The organism is Dactylosporangium sp. NPDC005572, from assembly GCF_040605515.1.
Lineage (GTDB): Bacteria > Actinomycetota > Actinomycetes > Mycobacteriales > Micromonosporaceae > Dactylosporangium.
Genome location: NZ_JBEXCY010000147.1, coordinates 11,082 through 29,306, shown reverse-complemented (window position 1 = coordinate 29,306; position 18,225 = coordinate 11,082). Strand labels below are relative to the sequence as shown.

General features: G+C 67.1%; 17 protein-coding genes. 16 read left to right on the top strand and 1 reads right to left on the bottom strand.

Translation table 11 applies throughout. The features are described from left to right. Positions 1 to 759 (top strand): ABC transporter substrate-binding protein (locus ABZS66_RS43545; protein ID WP_354768520.1); only part of this gene is annotated, 759 nt, incomplete at its 5' end. A 75-nt stretch (positions 760 to 834) separates the two neighbouring features. Beyond that, positions 835 to 1,605, top strand: coding sequence for an SDR family oxidoreductase (locus ABZS66_RS43540; protein WP_354768518.1), 771 nt, complete (start codon positions 835 to 837; stop codon positions 1,603 to 1,605). Between the two features lie 15 nt (positions 1,606 to 1,620). Here ABZS66_RS43540 and ABZS66_RS43535 read toward each other — a convergent pair whose 3' ends face one another. Next, the gene (locus ABZS66_RS43535; protein WP_354768516.1) at positions 1,621 to 2,502 is read right to left on the bottom strand and encodes a zinc-binding dehydrogenase; all 882 of its coding nucleotides are present in this window, start codon (positions 2,500 to 2,502) and stop codon (positions 1,621 to 1,623) included. A gap of 191 nt (positions 2,503 to 2,693) precedes the next feature. Here ABZS66_RS43535 and ABZS66_RS43530 point away from each other — a divergent pair, with 191 nt between their 5' ends. From ABZS66_RS43530 to ABZS66_RS43465, 14 genes are read left to right on the top strand one after another with little or no spacing between them, the layout of a single operon-like run. Further along, the gene (locus ABZS66_RS43530; protein WP_354768514.1) at positions 2,694 to 3,878 is read left to right on the top strand and encodes a thiolase family protein; all 1,185 of its coding nucleotides are present in this window, start codon (positions 2,694 to 2,696) and stop codon (positions 3,876 to 3,878) included. 28 nt (positions 3,879 to 3,906) lie between these two features. Next, entirely contained in the window at positions 3,907 to 5,361 is a 1,455-nt protein-coding gene (locus ABZS66_RS43525; RefSeq protein WP_354768512.1) for an aldehyde dehydrogenase, read from the top strand. Further along, positions 5,358 to 6,479, top strand: coding sequence for a zinc-binding dehydrogenase (locus ABZS66_RS43520; protein ID WP_354768510.1), 1,122 nt, complete (start codon positions 5,358 to 5,360; stop codon positions 6,477 to 6,479). Before ABZS66_RS43525 ends, ABZS66_RS43520 begins: the two co-directional genes overlap by 4 nt. Then, positions 6,476 to 7,438 (top strand): PDR/VanB family oxidoreductase, encoded by a 963-nt coding sequence (locus ABZS66_RS43515; protein WP_354768508.1) that lies wholly within the window; start codon positions 6,476 to 6,478, stop codon positions 7,436 to 7,438. The genes ABZS66_RS43520 and ABZS66_RS43515 overlap by 4 nt, the downstream gene beginning before the upstream one ends. A gap of 17 nt (positions 7,439 to 7,455) precedes the next feature. Continuing rightward, positions 7,456 to 8,892 (top strand): aldehyde dehydrogenase family protein, encoded by a 1,437-nt coding sequence (locus ABZS66_RS43510; RefSeq protein WP_354768506.1) that lies wholly within the window; start codon positions 7,456 to 7,458, stop codon positions 8,890 to 8,892. A gap of 9 nt (positions 8,893 to 8,901) precedes the next feature. After that, on the top strand, positions 8,902 to 10,080 hold the full coding sequence (locus tag ABZS66_RS43505) for a thiolase family protein (RefSeq protein WP_354768504.1): 1,179 nt from the start codon (positions 8,902 to 8,904) through the stop codon (positions 10,078 to 10,080). Between the two features lie 38 nt (positions 10,081 to 10,118). Continuing rightward, positions 10,119 to 10,583 (top strand): VOC family protein, encoded by a 465-nt coding sequence (locus ABZS66_RS43500; protein ID WP_354768502.1) that lies wholly within the window; start codon positions 10,119 to 10,121, stop codon positions 10,581 to 10,583. Then, on the top strand, positions 10,580 to 12,316 hold the full coding sequence (locus ABZS66_RS43495) for a thiamine pyrophosphate-binding protein (protein ID WP_354768500.1): 1,737 nt from the start codon (positions 10,580 to 10,582) through the stop codon (positions 12,314 to 12,316). Before ABZS66_RS43500 ends, ABZS66_RS43495 begins: the two co-directional genes overlap by 4 nt. A gap of 4 nt (positions 12,317 to 12,320) precedes the next feature. Further along, positions 12,321 to 13,100 (top strand): enoyl-CoA hydratase-related protein, encoded by a 780-nt coding sequence (locus ABZS66_RS43490; RefSeq protein ID WP_354768498.1) that lies wholly within the window; start codon positions 12,321 to 12,323, stop codon positions 13,098 to 13,100. Positions 13,101 to 13,104: 4 nt separating this feature from the next. Further along, on the top strand, positions 13,105 to 14,193 hold the full coding sequence (locus ABZS66_RS43485; protein ID WP_354768496.1) for an acyl-CoA dehydrogenase family protein: 1,089 nt from the start codon (positions 13,105 to 13,107) through the stop codon (positions 14,191 to 14,193). Beyond that, a complete protein-coding gene (locus ABZS66_RS43480) occupies positions 14,190 to 15,239 on the top strand; it encodes an acyl-CoA dehydrogenase family protein (RefSeq protein ID WP_354768494.1) in 1,050 nt (349 codons plus the stop codon). The genes ABZS66_RS43485 and ABZS66_RS43480 overlap by 4 nt, the downstream gene beginning before the upstream one ends. After that, positions 15,232 to 16,149, top strand: a complete 918-nt coding sequence (locus ABZS66_RS43475; RefSeq protein ID WP_354768492.1) for an alpha/beta fold hydrolase — start codon at positions 15,232 to 15,234, stop codon at positions 16,147 to 16,149. Before ABZS66_RS43480 ends, ABZS66_RS43475 begins: the two co-directional genes overlap by 8 nt. Beyond that, entirely contained in the window at positions 16,146 to 16,739 is a 594-nt protein-coding gene (locus ABZS66_RS43470) for a carboxymuconolactone decarboxylase family protein (RefSeq protein WP_354768490.1), read from the top strand. Before ABZS66_RS43475 ends, ABZS66_RS43470 begins: the two co-directional genes overlap by 4 nt. Further along, the gene (locus ABZS66_RS43465; RefSeq protein ID WP_354768488.1) at positions 16,739 to 18,208 is read left to right on the top strand and encodes an aldehyde dehydrogenase family protein; all 1,470 of its coding nucleotides are present in this window, start codon (positions 16,739 to 16,741) and stop codon (positions 18,206 to 18,208) included. Before ABZS66_RS43470 ends, ABZS66_RS43465 begins: the two co-directional genes overlap by 1 nt. Positions 18,209 to 18,225 lie beyond the last annotated feature (17 nt).

Genomic DNA, 18,225 nt, shown 5'->3' with positions numbered 1-18,225 from the left:
GGCCCGTACCTCGCCAAGCTGGTCGGCATCAAGTCGGTTGTCAACGTCACCCAGGACATCCCGATCGCGCACACAACGACGAAGCAGACCGAGGACGCATTGCGGGCGGCAGGCGTGCAGGTGGCCGGATCGCTCTACCTGCCGCCAACGACATCGGATATGGCACCGTGGGCCCAGAAGGTGATTGAGTCGGGCGCCGAGGCAGTCAACCCCGCCCTGAGCCATCAGCAGGTGTACGCCCTGCTGCAGGCCCTGCAGCAGCTCGGCAAGCCGATCCCGGTAATCGGCAACGACAATGAACTCACGCTGCCCGACCTGAAGTCACTAGGCTCGTTCGTGGACGGCGCCAACATCGTGATGACGCTGCCACCGGCGACCTCCACCCACATCCGCGGCGTCAAGATGTTCGTCGATGACATGGCAGCGCAGGAGAAGTCCGGCGACAAGTACGCCGCCAACGTCGGCTCTGCCGCTCAACACACCTGGCTCGGTGTCCGCATCGTCGCCAAGATCGCCAGCCAGGCCAAGGGAACCGTCGACCGCGAGTCGTTCACCGCAGCGCTGCAATCGGCGAAGGACGTCGACCTGTTCGGCATCCTGCCGCCGTGGACACCCAGCAGCAAGGCTCCTGCAGGTGCCCCAGAAGGCATGGTGAATCCGTTCGTGTACTTCACCAAGGTGAAGAACGAACAGTTCGTCCTGGTAAACGAGGATCCCTACAACATCGCCACCAACACCTTCGTCAAGATCAACCCATAGAGCTCGGGGGGTTGTGCCGGCGAGTCTGGCCTCGCCGGCACAACCCCCGACCCCGACCGAGGAGGGGAACAACCGTTGCGCGGACTGCACAACAAGGTCGCCATCATCGCCGGCGCCGTACCGGACAACATCGGTGGCGCCACAGCGATTCGCCTGGCCGAAGAGGGCAGCCACGTCGTCGTCGCCGACCTCAACGGTGACGGCGCCGCGGAATTAGCCGAGCGTATCCGTCAGGCGGGCGGCTCCGCCCACGCCGAACAGGTGGACGTCACCAGCGAGACGTCGGTCCAGGCCCTCGTAGCCGCCACCGTGTCACGGTTCGGCGGGGTGGACGGGCTTTTCAACGTCGCCGCCGACCTGTCCCGACGCACCCTCGGCACCGACACCGACGTTCTGCGGATCTCCGACGAGACGTTCCGCCGAACCATCGACGTCTCACTCATGGGATACCTATACGCGACCCGACACGTCCTGCCGATCATGGTCGAACGTGGCGGGGGATCAATCGTGAACACCATGTCGGCCGCGGTATGGATGGCCGAGCCAATCCGGGTCGCCTACAGCGCCACCAAGGCCGCCGTCGCCGCACTAACCCGGCACACCGCCACGGTCGCCGGTCGGCAAGGCGTGCGTTGCAACGCGATCGCCCCGGGCACGGTCCGCACCCCGGCCAACGTGGCGTCGATGACACCAGAAGAAGTCGACCGTCAGCTCGCCACGGTGCGCTCGCCCCGGCTCGGTGTGCCGGAGGACATCGCCGCCATGGTCGCGTTCCTGTTCTCGGACGATGCATCGTGGATCAACGGACAGACGATCGTCGTCGACGGCGGCGCGATCCTGCGCTGAGCGCGCCGATCCCGACTAACGGATCCGCAGCACGACGTTGCCCACGCTCTTCCGGTCGTCCAACAGGCCGAGGGCGTGAGCAACGTCGTGAAGTGGCAGCACCTCCGATACGACTGGGCGCAGCTGACGCGTCGTGAACCACGTCGTCAACTGCTGCCACTGGCGCTGGACGAAGCCAGGATGGACGCGGGCCCACGGACCCCACGCACCACCGATGACCGCCACGTTGCGCAGCAACAGCCGGTTGACCGCCACGGTCGGGATGCTGCCACTGGCGAAGCCCGCCACGATCAGTCGGCCACCTGGCGCGAGACAACGAACGGAGTCCGTGAACCGGTCGCCGCCGACCGGGTCGACGACGACATCCACGCTCCCGGCGCCAGCCCCCGCCGCGGCCCACTCCGCGAACCCATCGGCCGGCAGCAAGGTCGTCGCCCCGGAGGCGTGCGCAGCCGCGGACTTGGCGTCGCTCGAGGTCACCGCCAGCACATCGGCGCCCAGGCAGCGGGCCACCTGTACAGCGGCCAGCCCGAGTCCGCCGCCAGCGCCGTGTATTAGGACCCGCTCACCGGATCGAACTCCGGCGCGCTCGACAAGCAGGAAGTGCGCGGTCAGGTAGTTCGTCAGGCTCGCCGCCGCCGACTGCCAGGAGCAGCCGTCGGGCAACACCAGCAAGTTTGCCTCGTCGCAGGCCACCCATTCGGCGAAGCCACCCGTCAGGCTGAACCCGCCGACCCGCTGTCCCACCGCGAACGCCGACGACGCAGGGGCCCAGGCGACTCGTCCGGCAAACTGCGTCCCGAGCACGAATGGAAGGTCGGGACGCGCCTGGTACTTCCCCCACGCCAGCAGCAGATCGGGGTAGGTCACGCCGGCCGCATGCACCTCGACGAGCACGCGGGTGCCACCCTGCTCCGGCCGGGGCCACTCCCGAACTTCGACACCGGAAGGGCCACTCAACGACACAACGACCGCGGCACGCATCGCTCAGTCCCTCGCTTCGATCTGGACCACCGCCCTGGTTGGCAGTAGGATGGCATTATGGCACAGTTATCGGCGCGCCGTGACATTACGTTGGATGCCGCGCGATGAACTCACCGAGCGCGGTGGTGATCGACGCCGTGCGGTCACCAGTCGGCAAGGGCAAGCCGGGCGGATCGCTCTCGATCGCACACCCGGTCGACCTGCTGGCGCAAGTGTTCACGGGTCTCATGGCCCGAACTCAGATCGATCCTGCCCTCATCGACGACGTGATCGTCGGCTGTGTCAGCCAGGTTGGCGAGCAGTCCGCCACCCCGGGCAGGTGGGCGTGGCTCGCCGCCGGGTTGCCAGAGCACACACCTGCGGTCACCATCGACCGGCGGTGCGGTTCTGGCCAGCAGGCGTTCACCTTCGCCGTCCAGGCCGTACTGTCAGGCATGCAGGACGCCGTCGTGGTGGGTGGCGTGGAGTCGATGAGCCGGGTCCCGATGGGGTCGAACCGGCTGGGTGCCCAGCCGTTCGGGTCGGCCGCCGACCGTTACACCCCCGGGCTCGTCCCGCAAGGCATCTCCGCAGAGCTTGTGGCGGCGAAGTGGGGCCTGACCCGGGCGCAGCTCGACACATTTTCCGTACGCTCCCATCACCGGGCTGCCGCTGCCACAGCATCCGGTGACTTCAACGCTGAACTGCTCGCGATCACGCTGCCGGACGGCGAGACCGTGACCAGCGATGAGACGATCCGGCCGGCCAGCACGCCGGAGCGACTACGCGATCTACCGCCCGCATTTGAATCGGCCGCAATGGCCGACCGGTTCCCGCAGATCGACTGGCGGGTGACCGCCGGGAATTCGTCCCAGCTCGCCGACGGGGCGGCGGCACTGCTGGTGACCAGCGAACGGTTCGCTGTCAAGCACGGGTTGCGACCGATCGCCCGGCACGTCGCAGGGAGCGTCACCGCGAGCGATCCGATCACAATGCTGACGGCGCCGATCGGTGCCACCGAGCGCCTGCTGGCACGGACCGGCATGTGCCTGGACGACATCGAGCACTACGAGGTGAACGAGGCCTTCGCGTCGGTTCCGCTCGCCTGGCAGCAGGAACTCAACGCCGACGGCGAGCGGCTCAACCCGCTCGGCGGCGCCATTGCATTGGGCCATCCGCTCGGCGCGTCCGGCGCACGGCTGCTCACCACCGCCACGCACGCACTGCACACTCGCAATCACCGTTATGCGCTGGTGACCATGTGCGAGGCCGGCGGCATGGCCAACGCGACGTTGCTCGAACGACTGTAACTCTCCGCCTAGCAAGGTAAGGAAAACCATGAACGATCGGTATCTCATGTTCATTGACGGCCAGTGGCGCCCCGCCGCGTCCGGCCGGTTCTTCGACTCGATCGATCCGTGGACGCAGCAGCCGTGGGCGCAGGTCGCCGAGGGGGACAGCGAGGATGTGGCCACGGCGGTCAACGCGGCTCGCTGGGCCCTCGAGGAGACCCCATGGACACGTCGCCCGCACGAACGGGCGAAGCTGCTGCGCCGACTGGCCGACCTGATCGACGACAACGCCGAGCGGCTGGCGGCTGTCGAGAGCCGCGACAACGGCAAGACCATCCGCGAGGAACGCGCGATGTACGGTGCCGTCGGTGGCTACTTTCGCCATGCCGCCAGCCTCGCGGAAACCATCGCCGACGAGTCACCTCGCGGGCTCAATCCGGACGTCGTCGCGTTGACCCGCCGGGTGCCGTTCGGCGTCATCGGGATTCAGACGCCGTGGAACACCCCGGGCGTCATTATGGCGCAATCGGCCGGACCGGCGCTCGCGGCAGGCAACACCATCGTGGTGAAGCCGTCGGAGCAGGCACCGTGCTCCACGCTGGAGATTGCCAAGCTGGCCCACCAGGCCGGGTTCCCGCCCGGCGTCTTCAACGTCGTCACCGGGTTCGGGCCCACCGTCGGCGCTGCACTGTGCACCAACGCCGGCGTCGACAAGCTCGTCTTCACCGGCTCGCCGGAGGGCGGACGCATCGTCGCGGCGCACGCCGCGCAGCGGCTGGTGCCTGTCACCATGGAGCTGGGTGGCAAGGCCGCAAACGTTGTCTTTGCCGACGCGGACATCGCGAAGGCGGCACAGGCCGTCGCGCAGGGTTTCACCGCCGCTGGCGGCCAGAGTTGCCAGTGCGGCAGCCGAGCCCTGATTGAGGCCTCCGTCTACGAAGAGGTTCTGCACCGCGTCGTCGAGTACGTCACGAAGCTCACCTTCGGCGATCCCTCCGATCCCGCCACCGACGTGGGGCCGATGTGCAACGGCGCCCAGTTGCAACGCGTCGAGAAGTACGTCGCGATCGGCCGCGAGCAGGGCGGTCGGGTCTTGTGCGGCGGCGGCCCACCGGCAGGCGTCGACCACCCGCTGTTCTACGCCCCGACCATTTTCACCGGCGTGACCAGCGACATGACCATCTGCCAGGAAGAGATCTTCGGTCCCGTCCTGGCCGCCATGCCGTTCGAGACGGAAGCCGACGCCATCCGCATTGCCAACGACACGCGGTTCGGGCTCTCCGCAGCGGTGTGGAGCCGTGACCTTAACCGTGCGCACCGTGTCGCGCGCTCGCTGCGTGCTGGCGTGGTATGGGTAAACAACTACCGTCGCGGCGACCCCGCTTTCCCAATGGGAGGCATGGGCGAGAGCGGCTACGGCCGGGTGAGCGGCACCGAGGGGTACCGGGAGATGACCCAGGCCCAGTCCATCCAGATGCTGCTGGATGAGGTGGCGCCGTGACGAGCATCCCCAGCACGTGCCGGGCGGCTGCGCTGGTCGAGGGCGGCAAACCGCTGGAGATCGTCGATGTGGTCGTGCCTGCCGAACTCGAGCCGGGTGCCATCCTGGTCGAGGTCACCACGGCCACGGTATGCGCGACAGACGTGCACATAGCCAGCGGGAAGCTCGCTGGTGGTGTCACATTGCCGATCATCCCCGGTCATGAGATGACCGGGCGAGTCGCCCGCCTCGGACCGGGCGTCGACCGAGACTCGGTCGGGCAGCCCCTCACGGTTGGCGACCGCATCGTCTGGACTCACGGCTTCTGCGGCAGGTGCTACAACTGCGTCATCGCGCATGAACCCACACTGTGCACGGACCGCCGCGCCTACATGGCCACCCCGTACCAGCAGTACCCCTATCTGACCGGCGGATTTTCCGAGTACTGCTACGTGTTCCCTACGTCTGGCCGGGTCAAGGTGCCCGACGCGATTCCCGACGCGGTCGCCTCAGCATCGTCGTGCGCGTTGCGGACCGTGATGCACGGCTTCGCCCGACTCGGCCCGGTCGAGGACCGGACGGTCGTCGTCCAGGGCGCGGGGCCGCTTGGGCTGTTCGCCGTGGCCCGGGCAGTCGCGTCCAACGCCGCCAAGGTCATTGTCGTCGGCGCGCCGGCGGAGCGCCTTGCGCTCGCCAAGTCGTGGGGCGCCGCCGAGGTACTGGACGTCGGTGAGGTCCCGGACGCGGACGAGCGGGTTGCCCGGGTGCGCGACATCGTCGATGGCGCTGACGTGGTCATCGAGATGTCCGGAGCGCCGAGCGCCTTCACCGAGGGCATGCAGATGCTCGGCCGCAATGGGCGCTATCTGCTGATCGGGCAGGTGCGCGCGAACCTGGCTGAGTTCGACGCCAGCCAGATCGTGCACAAGCAGGCCACGTTGATCGGGTCGCTGTCGGGCAGCGTCGAAGACTACTGGGCCGCGCTGCGTTTCCTGCAGGCGCACCGGGACCGGTTCGACTGGAACGCTATGATCTCGAACCACTATCGGTTCGAGGACATCAACAACGCCTTGGACGCGATGCGCAATCTTACCGAGATCAAGCCTGCCATCGTCTTCACGGCCCCGGGCTCGCGATGATCCAGGCTGACGACGTCCGCGAGCTGGTGGTTGCCAACCGCCGGTGGCTGACACCGAACGTCGTCGCGTTGGATCTGATCGATCCTGCCGGAGCCGAGCTGCCGCACTGGGAACCGGGTGCGCACCTCGAGTTGCTGATCGAGCCGGACCTCGTACGCCACTACTCGCTCTGCGGAAGCGGCAGCGGCAGCGGTGAACGTGTGTGGACGATCGCGGTACAACGGGAGCCGGCGGGGAGGGGCGGGTCGACCTGGATCCACGAACGGCTGCACACCGGGTACGGGATACGCGTCCGCGGCCCGCGTAACCACTTCACGCTCATCAACGCGTCCCGGTACATCTTCGTCGCCGGTGGTATCGGCATCACCCCACTGATACCGATGGTCGACGCGATCGACCGAACACGGCGGCCTTGGTCGCTCACCTACGGCGGGCGGAGCCGTACCACGATGGCGTTCGCCGAGCAGCTGGTTGAACGGTACGGGGACCACATCAGCCTCGTGCCGGAGGACGAGTGCGGGCTGATCGACCTCGCCGCCGTGCTCGGCCACCCGGAGCCCGCGACGGCCGTGTACTGCTGCGGACCGGAGCCGTTGCTCTCGGCGGTCGAATCGATCTGCCAAGCGTGGCCTTCAGGAGCACTGCACACCGAACGGTTCACGGCACGCCCGCAGCCTTCCCCGAACCAGGACCGTGAGTTCAACGTCGTACTGCACCGGTCCGGCCGGACGGTAGCCGTTCCGGCCGGTCAAACAATACTTGCAACGCTCGACAGCGCGGGCGTCTATGTCATCTCCTCCTGCCAGGAAGGCATCTGCGGAACCTGCGAGACCACCGTCATCGACGGTGAGATCGAACACCGCGACGCCTATCTCACCGACGAGGAACGCGCCGCCGGCGATCGCATGATGATCTGCGTGTCGAGAGCCGCGGGCGAGCGCCTCGTCCTAGATCTGTGAACGGGAAGTGAAGCGCGATGAGCCAGCTGATCGATCTTGATACCATCCGCAACGCCTACTCGCTCGGCGGCCAGTGGGTACGGCCGCGATCAGAATTGCCGCCTTCAGTCGTCACCAATTCCGCCGACGGCACACCGCTGGCTCACGTGGTGCAGGCCGGGCCGGACGACGTCGACGCCGCGATCCAGATGGCCAACGAATCCTTCACTTCCTTCAGCCAATGGCCGACTGCCGAACGCGCTGCCCTGCTCGTGTCGCTGGCCGACGCTCTCGACAAGCGAGCCCCGGCATTGGCGGAGACGATTGCCCTGGAGGTCGGCACGCCACGGCGCATCGCCGAGGCGGTACAGGTTGGCATGCCGGTCCGGGTCCTGCACGCCTACGCCGAAGCGATTGCAGAACTGGACCTCGACACCGAGATCGGTCACTCCCTGGTGCGGCGCGTCCCAACTGGAGTAGTCGGGGCCATCACACCCTGGAACTATCCGCTGCACCAGGTGATCGCCAAGGTGGGCGCGGCCCTGGCTGCCGGCTGTCCCATCGTCCTGAAGCCCAGTAAGGAAGCGCCGCTGAGCGCCCTGGCCTTGGTCGACGCCGCCGCCGAGGCTGGGGTGCCGCCTGGCGTGCTGTCGGTCGTACCGGGTCCCGGTGTCAGCGTCGGTGAGGCGATTGCCGCGCATCCGGGCATCGCGCTGTTGTCCTTCACCGGTTCGACCAAGGCCGGTGTCCGCGTCGCCACTCTCGCCGCACGCAATGTCACCCGGGTGGCGCTGGAACTCGGCGGAAAGTCGGCAAGCATCATTCTCGACGGCGCGGACCTGCCAGCGGCAGTCAAAGGGTCGGTGCGCAACGGCATGTTGAACTCCGGTCAGACCTGCTCCGCATGGACCAGAATGCTGGTTCCCCGCGCCCGGCTGGCCGAGGTCGCCGAACTGGCTCAGCATGAGCTTGCCAAGCTGACCGTCGGCCATCCTCTGCAGCCGAGTACCAGGCTCGGACCGCTGGTCTCGGCCCGGCAGCAGCAGTCGGTTTGCGAGTACATCGACCACGGGCTCGCCGAGGGGTTGCGCATCGCGGCGCAAGGTTCGGTGGTCGAGTCCACCGGCTTCTACGTTGCCCCGACTGTGTTCCTCGACGTGCCCGCCGATAGCCGGCTGGCGCAGGAGGAGATCTTCGGCCCGGTGTTGTGCATCATCGGCCACGACGGCGCCGACGACGCCGTGGCGATCGCCAACAACTCCGAGTATGGGTTGGCTGGCGGAGTCTGGGCGGCTACCGAGCAGCAGGCTATGGAGGTTGCGGTCCGATTGCGCACCGGCCAAGTCGACATCAACGGCGCGGCCTTCAATCCGGCGGCGCCGTTCGGCGGATTCCGACGCTCCGGTATCGGCCGCGAGTTGGGCCGGTTCGGGATCGAAGAATTCCTGGAGACCACCGCGATTCAACGTCCTTAAGGAACCATAGTGGACAAATTTGAGCGGCGAAGTGTGCTATCCGGTCTCGGCCAGTCCCAGGTGGGTCGTCGGCTGGGGCGCAGCGCCCTAGACCTGACCGTGGAAGCATGCCTGGCGGCAATGGACGATGCCGGACTGAACCGCGACGACATCGACGGCATGTGCGCCTGGCCCGGCGACATCTACATCTCGGACGGATTCAGCGGGCCGGGCGTTCCGCAAACCCAGGACGCCCTGCGGCTCGGTCTGAACTGGTACCAGGCCGGTCCTGAAGGCCCCGCGCAGCTGGGTGCGGTCGTCAACGCGATGCTGGCCGTCGCAGCCGGGCTATGTCGGCACGTCTTGGTCTATCGCACGGTGACCGAGTCCTCCGGCCAGCAGAGCGGCACACGGGCGGCCACCATATCCACTGACACGGCACGATTGCCCTCCTACATGCAGTGGCTGCTGCCGTTCGGTTCGATGTCCTCACCGACCTGGATCGCGCCGTGGGCGACGCGATACATGGCGGAGTTCGGTCTGACGCGGGAGCAACTCGGCCAGATTCCGCTCACCGGACGCGCCAACGCCGCCCTCAATGACGCAGCCGTATACCGTTCGCCGTTGACCATGGACGACTATCTCACCGCTCGGATGATCTCCACGCCCCTGTGCCTGTACGACTGCGACGTTCCGGTTGACGGCTCCACAGCCTTTGTCGTCTCGGCCGCGGACACGGTTGCCGACCTGAAGGGTGCGCCGCTGCGGTTCGAGGCCGTCGGAACGGCCATCACCGGGCGGCCGTCCTGGGATCAGCGCGCCGACATCACCACCATGGCCGCGGCCGACGCCGGCAAACACCTCTGGTCACGGACGGATCTGACGCCGGCCGATGTGAACGTCGCCGGGCTCTATGACGGGTTCAGCATCCTCACGGTGCTGTGGTTGGAGAGCCTCGGGTTCTGCCCGAGAGGTGAGGCTGGGGCCTTCCTGGAAGGGGGCCGATCGATCGCCCGAGACGGCACGCTGCCGCTGAACACCGGTGGTGGTCAACTCTCCGCCGGTCGGCTGCATGGTTTCGGGCATCTCCACGAAGTCGCGACGCAGCTCCGGGGCGCCGCAGGTGCACGCCAGGTGCGCGACGCCGAAGTCGGCGTGGTCGGTACCGGAGGCGGCCCGCTGGCCGGGTGTCTCCTCCTGACCCGCTGATATTCACAATGACACAACAGATGTGCCATGATGCCTTCATGCTCTTCCACACCGGCGTCGTCGTCGACGACCTAGACGAAGCGATGCGGCGGCTCGGCGACACGCTCGGCCTCGCCTGGGCCACCCCGGTCCAGCGCACCGGTCCGATCAGCACCCCAGCCGGACCGGTGTTCCGGGACATGCGCATCACCTACTCCCTTGGCGGCCCGCACCACCTGGAGCTCATCGAGTACCTCGACGACTCCGCCTATCGGTTCATGACCGGCGGGCCACCGCTGCACCATGTGGGCTATTGGGCGGACGACTTTCACGCCGAGATCGCCCGCCTGGAATCCATCGGCTTCCCATGCGAGGCCAGCGGGCTGGACGAGAACGGCTCCCGCGCCGAGTTCGCCTATCACCGCAATCCACACAGCGGGCTGTGGATCGAAATCGTCGACTCCGCCGGCAAGCCACGTTTCGACGCCTGGACCCGCCATACATCAGGAGGTAGCCGCAGATGACGACCACCAAGGCACTGGACGGCACCATCCGGGTCGGCGAGGCGATCGCCCGCGTCCTGGAGGAGGCCGAAATCGACATGATCTTCGGCATCATCGGCGGTGACAGCTGGATGCTCTTCGACGCGCTCAACGAGCACACGGACACCGTCCGTGCTGTCCTTGTGCGCGAGGAATCGCTGGCCGGTGTCATGGCCGAGGTCTACGGGCGGCTCACCGGCCGCCCGGGCGTGGTCTACGGGCAGGGTGCGTGGATCATCGCGAACGCCCTTCTCGGCACGCTTGAAGCCCACCTGTCCAGCTCACCGATGCTGCTGCTGGCCGACCTCACCGACGGCGGCCACTTGTCCCATCACGGCAGCTACCAGACCGGCGCCGGCGACTACGGCGGCTTCGACGCCAGGCAAGCACTCGGCGGCGTGGTCAAGCGGGTGATGGTCGCCCACAACGGTCCGCAAGCCGTGCAGTCCGTGCAGCTGGCCATCAAGCATGCGTTGGCTGGCGAACGAGGTCCGATCGCCGTCCTGTTCAGCAGCAGCGCCCTACGCACCAAGGTCGGCCCGGACGCGCACCCCGTCATCTACCCAACCCGTCGATATCTCACCGAGCAACGGGCGGTGCCGACCGACGCGGAGTTGCGCCAGTTCCTCGACACCCTGCGCGACGCGCGCCGCCCCGTCATCATCGCCGGAAACGGGGTACGGATCAGCAACGCCTATCCTCAGCTGCAGCGACTTGCCGAGCGGTACGCCATGCCCGTGGCGACCAGCGGCGGCGGCAAGGGCGTCTTCCCCGAGGTGCACGAGCTCGCCCTCGGCGTATGCGGAACTTTCGGCCGCCCGATCGCGAACGCCGTCGTCGGACAGGCTGACCTGCTGCTGGTGCTCGGTTCCAGGCTCGCACCGCCGGACACTGCCAATGAGAACCCACTGCTCGTCGACCCTGGCCGCCAGACCATCATCCAGCTGGACATCGAGCCCCGAAACGCGTCCTGGACCTTCCCAGCCGACCAGACCCTGATCGGGGACGTGCGGGCAACGCTAGATCGGCTGCTGGCGCTCGACATCGACGCCCCGAACCCAACGGCCCTCGAGCCGCGTCACCGGGTGCTCCACGAGGCACGGGCCATGCACGGCTGGTTCGACGTCGACGCAAGCTACAGCGACGACGTCCCGCTGCTGCCGGAGCGGATCGTAAAACTGCTCAACACCACCCTGCCCGACGACGCCATGGTCACTTGCGACGCGGGCGAAAACCGGCTGTTCATGATGCACCTGTTCCAGACCAAGCGCGCAGGCAACTACCTGCAGTCGGCCGGCATCGGCGGAATGGGGTACGCGATACCGGCAGCATTGGCGGCCAAGCTCGTCGACCGGTCCCGCCCCGTCGTCGCTGTGTGCGGCGACGGCGGCTTCGGGATGAGCATGAACGGCCTGCTGACCGCGTTGGAACAGGACATCCCCATCGTGGTCGTGGTGCTCAACAACGCCGCGCTCGGCTGGGTCTACAACGGACTCGGCAAGCGGCAGATCACCGCCGAACTCGGCCACTACGACTATGCCGCAATCTCGCGGGCCATGGGGTGCGGCGGGACCCGGGTGGAAACCTCCGAACAGCTGACGGCCGCTCTCGAGGAGGCCCTAGCGGACCATGGCCGCCCGTGGGTCATCGACGTCGTGACAGCGCTCGACGAAAAGCACTCGTTCCTGCAAGTGACCTCACCGCTCGCCAGGTGATTCGGTGGACATCGAATATGACGTCAGCGACCACGTGGCCACGATCACGCTGAACCGCCCGCACCAGCGCAACGCCTTCACCCTCGGCATGATCGAGCATTGGGCGCAGATGCTGCGCCAGGCCGAAAGCGACCCCGAGGTCAGGGCGGTGGTGTTGACCGGTGTTGCCGGCTCGTTCTGCTCTGGTGTGGACCTCGCCGAGTTCGCCAACCGAGAGCGCAGCCCGCTGGCCGAACGCAACCTGCTCACCGAACGGGTGCACATGGTGGCTCACGCCGCAGAGGCGCTCAGCAAGCCCTATCTCGCCGCGGTCGGCGGGCCCGCAGTGGGAGCCGGCATGGACATGGCACTCATGGCCGATCTCCGAATGGCCGGTACCTCTGCCACGTTCTGCCAGGGGTACATCCGGGTCGGTCTGGTGCCAGGCGACGGCGGCTGCTACTACCTGCCACGCATCGTCGGCATGGCGACCGCGTTGCGGCTCATGTGGACGGCCGAAGTCGTCGACGCCGAGCAGGCAGTGCGTATTGGCCTGGTCAGCTCGGTACACCCCGACAACGAACTCGCCGATGCCTGCCAGACCCTCGCGCGCAAGCTTGCCGGCATGCCACCCGTCGCTGTACGGCTGATCAAACGAGCCGCGTACGCAAGTCAGCACGCCGACCTGCGCGGCGCGCTCGAACTCATCGCCGCTTACCAGGCCGTGATGACCTCGACCGAGGACTCCGCCGAGGCCATGGAGGCCTTCCTGAACCGCCGACCGGCTCAGTTTCGTGGACGGTGACGCCATGACACCGCACGCCGCCACGCCGCAGCAGGTGCGGCAGCTGATCGCCAGCTGGCGAGCCGACGGCACCGCCACCCGATGCGACAACTGGATGCGCGGATACGACCCGGCCTTCAGCAAGGCCCTCGCCGGGCTGGGCGTCATCGGAATGACGTGGCCCCGGAAGTACGGCGGGGGCGAACGCAGCAACGTCGAACGCCTCGCCGTCACCGAGGAGCTGCTACGCGCCGGCGCACCCGTAGCTGCGCACTGGATCGCCGACCGTCAGATCGGACCAGCGATTCTGCGCCACGGCTCCGAACACCTCCGCACGACGTATCTGCCCGGCATCGTCACCGCGGACGTGTTCTTCTGCCTCGGAATGAGCGAGCCAGAAGCCGGATCCGACCTCGCCTCTCTGCGGACCACCGCCACGCCGGTCGACGGCGGATGGCGACTGCGAGGTCGAAAGATCTGGACGACCGGAGCGCACCACGCCACCCACATGTATGTCCTGGCTCGCACCGGCACCGACGGCGGCAAGCACGCTGGACTGACCGAGTTCGTGCTCGATCTGGGTTCGGCCGGCATTCACATCTCCCCCATCCTCGATCTGGCCGGCGAACACCATTTCAACGAGGTGGTGTTCGACGACGTGCTGGTCCCCGGCGAGAACGTGCTCGGCGCAGTCGGCAACGGCTGGCGCCAGGTGGTGGAGCAGCTCAGCTTCGAACGCGGCGGACCGGAGCGGTACCTGTCCTCGTACCCGCTGCTCGTGCCACTGCTCGGCAGCCTGCCGGACGACGCCGAGGCGGAGCAGGAGCTCGGCAGACTGACCGCCCGGCTGGCCAGCCTGCGGCGTTTGGCGTACCAGATCGCGACCCTGCTGGACGAGGGCACGGCACCGGTGCGGCAGGCGGCCACCCTGAAGTACCTGGGCAACATCTTCGAGCAGGACGTCGTCGAATTCGCGCGCCGCTTCGGCCCGAACGATCCGCCCCGTACGAGTGCCCTCGCCCAGGCAGTGTTCTCCTCTCCCGGCTATACCGTCCGCGGCGGGGCCGCCGACGTGATGCTGTCGCTCATCGCACGAGCCGAGGTCAGCTCATGACGATCGACGTCTGCCCCGAGATCGCTCACCAGATCCGCGACGCTGTGCGCGCGATCGCTGGGAAGGTCGTAGGGAGGTCTGACCGGCCGGCTGTCGGCGCGCTGCCCGACTATTGGCCAGCCTTTGAGGAACACGGGTTGTCACTGGTCGGCGTCCCGGAGATCGCTGGCGGTTCCGGGGGATCCCTTGCCGAACTGGTGGTCGTCGTGGACGAACTGGCGCGGTGCGCTGGCAGCACCCCGCTGATCGAGTCGAACACCGCCGCATTCCTGCTGAGCTTGCTCGAGACGGTGGCGCCCGCGATCCGCAGCGTCACCATTATGCCGGCGGTGAACCGCTCGGACGTCCGGATCCGCGGCATGTTGGCCTGGGGTCGGCGCGTCGAACAGGCCGTGTTGGTGGCGCCCGACGAACTCCTGGTCGTCGACGTCGCTGCCGTACGGCTCGACGTGGCGGAGAACATCGCCGGCGAACCGCGTGACTTGTTCGAGGTCCAGCTCGAAGATGCACGCCGATACGCGCTGCCGCTACCGATCCAATCGATCGAGGCCCGAATCCACCTGCTGTGGTCCGCAGCAATCGTCGGTGCCGCCACGGGTGCCTACGAGCTGACCCGTCAGTACGTCGCCCAGCGGCAACAGTTCGGAGCTCCTCTGATCACAATTCCGTCGATCGCCGCCTCGCTGGCCCGGATGCGAACCGCCATTGTGCAGGCGGAAGCCGCCGTCCAGCGGGCCACCGAGGCGCTGATGGACATTCGATCAGACCCGGACGAGCAGCTGGCTGCGGCCCAGGTGGCACGTGTTATCACCGGACAGACAGCGACCGACGTCGCCGCGGGCTGCCACCAGCTCCACGGCGCCATCGGGATCACGGCCGAATACCACTTGTCCGATTTCACCCGGTTACTCTGGGCCTGGCGGGACACCGTGTCGTCGCAGCGGCACTTAACGGCGCAGCTGGGCCGTTCCGTTCGCGTTGGCGGAGAACGACGCCTCTGGCACGTACTGACCCGGCCGAGACCAGCGGAGGAAGCACATGCGTGAAGAAAAGGTCTCATTCTTCAGCGGCCCGGGGCATCAGCTCCGCGGCGTCTGGTACACACCGCCGGGCGATGTGCGGCATCCGGCCGTGTTGTTGTGCCTGGGGTACCGTCCGGTCCTCGGCATGTTTGCCCCACGGTACGCCGCCGAGTTAGTCAGCCGCGGATACGCCGTGCTCACCTTCGAGTATCGCGGTTTCGGTGACAGCGACGGACCGCACTGGCGGTTCGTCCCGGCCGAGCACCTGGAGGACATCCGCAACGCGGTCACATACTTAACCACCAGACCTGACGTGGACCCCGAGAGAATCGCGATCTGGGGTGACGGCAGCTACGGTGGTGCACACGCGATCGTGGCCACCGCGCTTGACCAGCGGGTCCGCTGCGCGGTGGCTGCATCACCGTTTGCCGACGGCGAGGCACTGCTGCGGTCAACCCGAACGACCTGGGAGTGGGCGGAATTCCTGCAACAGGTTGCTGACGACCGCCGGAAGCGGGTGACCACAGGCGAGTCGATGCGTGTGCCGCCAGAACAGATCATGCACTTCGAGCCGACCGCTGCTGCACGAGCGGCCGCCTACGCCCAGGGCCATCCGGCGCTTGCTGAGCTGATGTATCCCCTAGCCGAGACCGCAGACGAGCTGATGCGCTACAAGCCCTACGAGTACGTCGGGCGGATCAGCCCGCGAGCCGTGCTGATCCTTGGGGCCGACAGGGACCTCACCATTCCTGTCGAACAATTCCACCAGCTGTATGAACACGCTTGCTCGCCCAAGAAACTGGTGCTGCTGAAGAACGCTGGGCACAACGATGTGCACAACCGGCTGCTTCCGGAGGCGATCGGCTATGGCGTCGAGTGGTTCGACAGGTATCTCACTGTGCCACGCGCAGGCGACCTGCAGATCGAGGCGTGACCGTGACCGAGCAGCGTATGGATCAGCCGCGCATCCTGCCGGTACCACTGTTCGAACGGGTGGGCAGAGTTCGCGAGCTGTTGGACGGACTGGCGCCGAAGCCAGTCCCTGGCCGTCATCAGCCTCAGTTGCCCGATCGTAACCTGCCCTGCACGGTCGTGCGGAATCCCGCGATGTTCGAGCCATGGGCGCGGATGGGCGCCAGCCTCCGTGACGGCAGTCTCGCGCCCCGCGACCGCGAGCTGATCACGCTGCGGGTGGCCGCCCTGTGCGGAAGTGTGTACGAATGGCAGCACCACCGCCGCTCGGCAGCGCTCGCAGGTGCCAGCGCGCAGGAGATCGAACGGGTCCGCATCGGCCCGGACGCGGACGGCTGGGACCCGCTGACCAGGGCGAGACTGCGCGCCGTCGACGAGTTGGTTGATGGCCACCACATCACGGAACCGACGTGGCAGGTGCTGCGCACTCAGTACACCGAAGAGCAGATGATCGAACTGATGATCCTCATTGGCTTCTACGTGATGACTGCGTTCCTGCTCAACTCGACCGGTGTCGAGGTCGACGCCTGGCTGGAAACCGGAGACGCCTGATGGTCTATCGATTCGACAAGTTCTACATCGGCGGCCGGTGGGTAGCGAGCCGCAGTGCCGGTCGGCTCACCGCGGTCAACCCTGCCACCGAGGAAATCACCGGCACCGTCCCGGACGCGACAACAGCCGACACGGAAGACGCCATCTCGGCGGCACGGCAGGCATTCGACCACGGCGAATGGGCGAGCATCAGCCCGCGGCGGCGCGCCGACGCCATGACCGCTATGGGCGAGATCATGCGCGAGCGCAGAGACGAACTCTTCGCCTTGGACATCGCCGAGACCGGCCGCGCCCAGAGCACCGTGCCCCTTTTCGTCGACACACCGATCGATCGGTGGTTCGACACTGCCGAACGGGTCATCCCGTCCTTTTCCTTTGTCGAGCCGATGCCACCGCTCGTCGAGCACGGAAAGGTCGGTCAAGGTGCGGTACATCGCGAGCCCTACGGTGTCGCGACGCTGATCACACCATTCAATGCCCCATGGCTGATGGCCCTGTTCAAGGTCGGGCCAGCCCTTGCGGCCGGGTGCACTGTCGTGCTGAAACCGTCGCCCTATACGCCGCTGTCGGCCTTCGTCCTCGCTGAGATCGCCGACGCGGCCGGGCTGCCGCCCGGTGTACTCAATGTGATCAGCGGCGGCATCGAAGCCAGCGAGATGCTCACGTCGCACCCGGATGTCGACCTGGTCAGCTTCACCGGGTCCGACGCCGTCGGGCGCAAGATCCTCAGCCAGGCTGCGCCCACCCTGAAGAAGGTAGTCCTGGAGCTCGGTGGCAAGTCGGCGAACGTCATCTGCAGCGACGCCGACCTGGATCGGGTGACGCCGGATGTCCTCCGCTCGTTCACCGCGAACTGCGGCCAGGGCTGCGGCATGTACACCCGTACGATCGTGCATTCGTCCCTGCACGACGAACTCGTTGACCGACTACTCAAGCTGCTCCCGGCGATCACCATCGGCGATCCGACCGACCCCTCAGTCGGGCTCGGCCCACTGATCAGCGCAGCGCAGCGGGAGCGGGTCGAGAAGATGATCGCCGCCGGCCGCGCCGAAGGGGCCTCTGTCGCGTACGGTGGCGGCCGGCCCGCGCACCTGCACCGCGGCTACTTCCTCGAGCCGACTCTGATGACCGGCGTCCACAGCTCGATGTCGGTCGCTCAACAGGAGTTCTTCGGACCGGTTGGTGTGGTGATCCCCTTCGACACCGACAACGAGGCGATCGCCATCGCCAACGACAGCGCCTACGGGCTCAGCGGCAGCGTCTGGTCGCGTGACACGGCAAGGGCCTACGCGATCGCCCGCCGGATCCGGACAGGATCAGTGGCGGTCAACGGCGGCAGTGGGCGGCTGAACCCCCACGGCCCGTTCGGCGGCTACAAGAACAGCGGACTCGGCAGGGAATGGGGGCGCTGGGGCGTGGACGAGTTCCTCCAGCACAAGACGATCCACTGGCCGGTAGCCGCCGGCTGAGCCCTCGGCAGAGGAAG

Coding starts and splice junctions, on each gene's coding strand:
- ABZS66_RS43530 (WP_354768514.1), top strand. CDS start 2,694: ATGAACTCACCGAGCGCGGTGGTGATCGACGCCGTGCGGTCACCAGTC.
- ABZS66_RS43515 (WP_354768508.1), top strand. CDS start 6,476: ATGATCCAGGCTGACGACGTCCGCGAGCTGGTGGTTGCCAACCGCCGG.
- ABZS66_RS43525 (WP_354768512.1), top strand. CDS start 3,907: ATGAACGATCGGTATCTCATGTTCATTGACGGCCAGTGGCGCCCCGCC.
- ABZS66_RS43500 (WP_354768502.1), top strand. CDS start 10,119: ATGCTCTTCCACACCGGCGTCGTCGTCGACGACCTAGACGAAGCGATG.
- ABZS66_RS43465 (WP_354768488.1), top strand. CDS start 16,739: ATGGTCTATCGATTCGACAAGTTCTACATCGGCGGCCGGTGGGTAGCG.
- ABZS66_RS43485 (WP_354768496.1), top strand. CDS start 13,105: ATGACACCGCACGCCGCCACGCCGCAGCAGGTGCGGCAGCTGATCGCC.
- ABZS66_RS43510 (WP_354768506.1), top strand. CDS start 7,456: ATGAGCCAGCTGATCGATCTTGATACCATCCGCAACGCCTACTCGCTC.
- ABZS66_RS43475 (WP_354768492.1), top strand. CDS start 15,232: ATGCGTGAAGAAAAGGTCTCATTCTTCAGCGGCCCGGGGCATCAGCTC.
- ABZS66_RS43480 (WP_354768494.1), top strand. CDS start 14,190: ATGACGATCGACGTCTGCCCCGAGATCGCTCACCAGATCCGCGACGCT.
- ABZS66_RS43495 (WP_354768500.1), top strand. CDS start 10,580: ATGACGACCACCAAGGCACTGGACGGCACCATCCGGGTCGGCGAGGCG.